Below are 2,376 nucleotides of genomic sequence, written 5' to 3' on the forward strand. Positions count from 1 at the left end.
GTCGCCCGGGATGGCCTCGGCGGCATGGCGCAGGCTGCAGGCCCGCGCGGCGCGCGGACGGCGGGCCAGCAGGCCGGACAGCTTCGCCTCGTCGCCCAGCAGCAGGAACCGGGCCTCGGGGTGGCGTTCCGCCGAGAGCTCGATCCCGTCCAGCACGGCGTCGGGGGCGTTGTCGCCGCCCATCGCATCGATGGCGAGCGAATAGGCGGGCACGCGGCCCGCGATGGACCCTTCGGACACGACAGGTCTCGCGGTGCCGTCGTGGCTCAGGTGCGGACCGCGGCCTTCAGGGCGTCGCCGGCCTGCACGACCTCACGGCCGTCATAATGGCCGCAGGAGGAGCAGACATGGTGCGGGCGCTTCAGCTCGCCGCAGTTCGGGCACTCGTGATAGGCGGAGGCGGTGAGGGCCTCGTGGCTGCGGCGCATGCCGCGGCGGGAGGGCGAGACTTTCTTCTTAGGGACGGCCATGGTCGCCGGGCCTTTCTAAAATGGCTTCTGCAAGAGCTGCATGAATTGGGCGCGATCGACCGGAATCGATGCAAGCTGAGGGCGGGCCTCTACCACCCGCCCCCCCAGGAAGCAAGCCTGAAGCAGCCCTGCCTGGAGCCGTGCGGTCAATCGCCCCGCTTCAGGCGGCTCAGCGCGGAGAAGGGGGTGACGGGCTTGTCGCCCGCTCCTTCCGGCCCGAGTCCCGCTCCCGGAGCGCGTGGATAGGGGTCGAGGGACAGGGCGAGCTGCTGCGCCAGCGCCTCCCCGAGATCGAGCACGCCGTTCTCGGCCTCCACCTCGTCCGGACCTTCCAGGATGTCCTCCTCGTCGGGTTCGGAGGGCTCGGCGGCGGGGGGCGGCACGCGCCAGTCGATCTCCTCGTCGATCTCCTGCGGTACCGGCTCCAGCGTCACCACGCAGGCCTGGGTCACGCTGGCCTGCATCCGGCCGCGCACGGCGACATTGCCGCCGGCCTGCGGGGTGAGCGCCACCTTGGCCTCCAGCTTCCCCAGGGACAGCAAGCCCAGGCGGCGGGCCAGGGCCTCGCATTCCTCCGGCGTGGCGGCGAGGCTCTCGCGCTGGCCGGAGCGGGGAATGTTGGCCAGCACCACGGGCCGGGAAAACTCGTTCTTGGTCACGTCTGGAACTCCAGCAGGTCGAGGCGGCCGGCGGCGAGATCGCCGATCCCCCGGGCCGAAAGGGCGGCGGCGATCCGGCAGGCGCGCGCGGCCAGCAGGGCCGGGGCGCCCTCCGGCGGCTCATCCCGCCAGATGTTGCGCGCCAGGACTGTTTCCAGGGGGGCTGTTTCCAGGGGGGGCGACTCCGCCGTCCGGTCCTGTGCCTTCCCCATGGCCTCCAGCGCCGCCTCATAGGCGCGTGCCCGGCCGTGGAAGGCCTCCCACATCGCCTTCACGCGCCGGCCGATGGACATGTCGCCCACGCCCATCTCCCGCAGGTTCAGGTCCATGTCGGCGAACATCGCGTCGAAGACCGCCTGGGCGAGTTCCCGTCCACGCGGGTCCGGGTCATGGCGCAGGCGGTGCACCAGCAGCGCCACATGCAGGGCGATGGCGTCGAAGCGCCCCTCCAGCGTGTCGGGCACACCGATCGTCCCGAACAGGCCTGGGGCGCGGGCCGCCGCCACGCTGGCGGTGTAGAGCTCGAAGCCCGCACGCTCGAAGGGCTTGCGCCGAAGGAGGCCGAGAAGGCCCATATTCTGTCCCGATCACCGTTTCGAGGCTGCCCCGCCCGCTCAGCACCGTTGACCGGAGGGCAAGGCGGTGGCAATCCGCCCGACGAGATGGCCCGCGCCCCCTCCCCAGTCAATCGCCGCCCCTCGGGGCGATCCCGCCTTCTGCCAGCCGGCCGCGCCGGTCTCGCATTGGCCATGGCAGCACTGCTCGCCGTGCCCCTTGGTGGCTGCTCGGTCTTCGGCGCCCCGCGCGAGATCCGCGGCAACCGGGTGGACCCGGAGCAGCTCGCCCAGATCACGCCCGGGGTGCAGACGCGCCAGGACGTGAGCGCGCTGCTCGGCTCGCCCAGCGCCACGGGGACCTTCGACCCCAACGAGTGGTACTATATCAGCGAAGTCACCCATATCCGCCCGGCCCAGATGCCGGGGGTCAGCGATCAGCGCGTCGTCGCCATCACCTTTGACCAGGGTGGCGTGGTGCGGAACATCCGCGAGCTGACCGACAAGGACAGGAACAACGTCTCCTTCGTGTCGCGCGAGACCCCTTCGCCCGGCACCGAGCGCAGCGTGCTGCAGCAGCTCTTCGGCAATATCGGCCGCTTCAACGGCGCCGGTGGCTCCATGGGCTCCGCCACCAGCGACCAGGGTCCCGGCGGCGGACCGGGCCGCTAAGGCCCCCCCCCCGCAGCCACC

Annotated in this window: 4 protein-coding genes and 1 pseudogene; 1 reads left to right on the forward strand and 4 read right to left on the reverse strand. The window is 71.7% G+C overall.

Translation table 11 applies throughout. The features are described from left to right. From ROTAS13_RS23025 to ROTAS13_RS23040, 4 genes and pseudogenes are all read right to left on the reverse strand, one after another. A pseudogene (locus ROTAS13_RS23025) lies at nt 1–240 on the reverse strand (phosphate acyltransferase); the annotation flags it as partial. Nucleotides 241–266: 26 nt separating this feature from the next. Continuing rightward, entirely contained in the window at nt 267–470 is a 204-nt protein-coding gene (gene rpmF / locus ROTAS13_RS23030) for a 50S ribosomal protein L32 (RefSeq protein WP_026033043.1), read from the reverse strand. A gap of 146 nt (nt 471–616) precedes the next feature. After that, nucleotides 617–1,129, reverse strand: a complete 513-nt coding sequence (locus tag ROTAS13_RS23035; protein ID WP_019460260.1) for a DUF177 domain-containing protein — start codon at nt 1,127–1,129, stop codon at nt 617–619. Further along, nucleotides 1,126–1,704 (reverse strand): ubiquinol-cytochrome C chaperone family protein, encoded by a 579-nt coding sequence (locus ROTAS13_RS23040; RefSeq protein WP_075823541.1) that lies wholly within the window; start codon nt 1,702–1,704, stop codon nt 1,126–1,128. Before ROTAS13_RS23040 ends, ROTAS13_RS23035 begins: the two co-directional genes overlap by 4 nt. Nucleotides 1,705–1,878: 174 nt before the next feature. On the opposite strand from ROTAS13_RS23040, the gene ROTAS13_RS23045 reads away from it, so the two are divergent. Beyond that, nucleotides 1,879–2,355, forward strand: a complete 477-nt coding sequence (locus ROTAS13_RS23045) for an outer membrane protein assembly factor BamE (RefSeq protein WP_079253305.1) — start codon at nt 1,879–1,881, stop codon at nt 2,353–2,355. Nucleotides 2,356–2,376 lie beyond the last annotated feature (21 nt).

Origin of the sequence: Roseomonas sp. TAS13, assembly GCF_001950415.1 — a bacterium.
Classification (GTDB): domain Bacteria; phylum Pseudomonadota; class Alphaproteobacteria; order Acetobacterales; family Acetobacteraceae; genus Roseomonas; species Roseomonas mucosa.